This is a genomic window from Nocardia amamiensis NBRC 102102 (assembly GCF_001612745.1).
GTDB lineage: Bacteria > Actinomycetota > Actinomycetes > Mycobacteriales > Mycobacteriaceae > Nocardia > Nocardia amamiensis.
The window spans coordinates 1-1,189 of sequence record NZ_BDBA01000445.1 but is presented as its reverse complement, the minus strand read 5'-3'; the positions used below and the strand labels follow the sequence as shown (position 1 = coordinate 1,189).

At 63.7% G+C, this 1,189-nt stretch carries 1 protein-coding gene; it reads right to left on the bottom strand.

Annotated features, from left to right (window positions below):
- Positions 1-7: 7 nt before the first annotated feature.
- Entirely contained in the window at positions 8-1,138 is a 1,131-nt protein-coding gene (locus tag NA4_RS38315; RefSeq protein WP_245671807.1) for an IS630 family transposase, read from the bottom strand.
- Positions 1,139-1,189 lie beyond the last annotated feature (51 nt).

The window sequence follows — 1,189 nt, the reverse complement described above, 5'->3', positions numbered from 1 at the left end:
TGCCTCGTCAAGCAACCTTGGGTAGGTAATCGGGTCGCCGGATCTTGGAGTTGACGGCGAACTCGCGCTTGGGTTGGGCGTGCTGGTTGTACCAGCGGATGTAGGCGCCGATCGCGGCGTCCTGTTCGTCATGGCTGCGGTGGTCGGTTCCGTTCAACGCGAAATAGCGGAGAGCGGCGAATTCGGCTTCGATCCAGTTCAACCACGACGAATACGTCGGCAGGAACACCAGTTCCACGTCGTTGACCGCGGCCCAGGCGCGGACCTCGGCTCGCTTGTGCGGGGAGAAGTTGTCGACGATGACGTAAAGCCTTTCGCCAGGCCAGCGCGCCCGCAGTGATTTCAGCAACGACAGGAACTCCTGCCATCGCTTCCGATCCCGGATCCGATAGTGGAGCTTGCCGGTCGATAGATCCAGAGCGCCGAGCAGGTGCCGCACGCCCTGGGTGCGCCGGTAGGTCGCCGGCAACCGTTTCGGACTCCGGCGAGGGAACCAACCACGACCAGCACGCGGTTGCAGGTTGAGCGGTCCGAACTCGTCCACACAGACCACCCGCCCGCCGGTGGGCCGGTGGTCGTAGAGATCCAGAACCCGGTTCATCTTCGCGGTGAACTCGGGATCGGTCCCGGCTTTCCAGGTCTTGACCGCCTGCCACGACACCCCCTCGGCCTTGAGGATCTGACGCAGAGTTTCGCGGCTGATCTCGGCGATTCCGTTGCTGATCAGTACTTCGCGTAGTTTCGACAGGCTCCATGTCGAGAACGGCCAACCCAGGTCCCGCGGGCAGCACCGGGCGATGCAAGCGATGCGTTCACGCGTCGCTCGATCGACCTTCCGCGGCCTGCCCGCGCTCCATTTTGGGTCCAAAGCCTCGAACCCCCGTTCGTTGAAATCGTGGATCACCTGCCGCACATACGCTTCGCTGACCTGCATCAACCTCGCGATCGCGGGAACCGGCTGCCGCTGGGCCGAGGCCATCACCACGATCGCTCGTCGCATCCTGACCGGTTGTTTGCTCGTCTTCGTGATCTTCTGCAACCGCCGCCCCTCCTCCGGGGTCACCGCTCGCACAAACACTTCCGGCCTCCGGGCCACCGGCACCACCTCCACCGGCAGCATCACCGGCAACAAGTCCACGATCAACCCGACACCCGGTTACCGAGGCAACCTACTTGGACGAGGCACTAG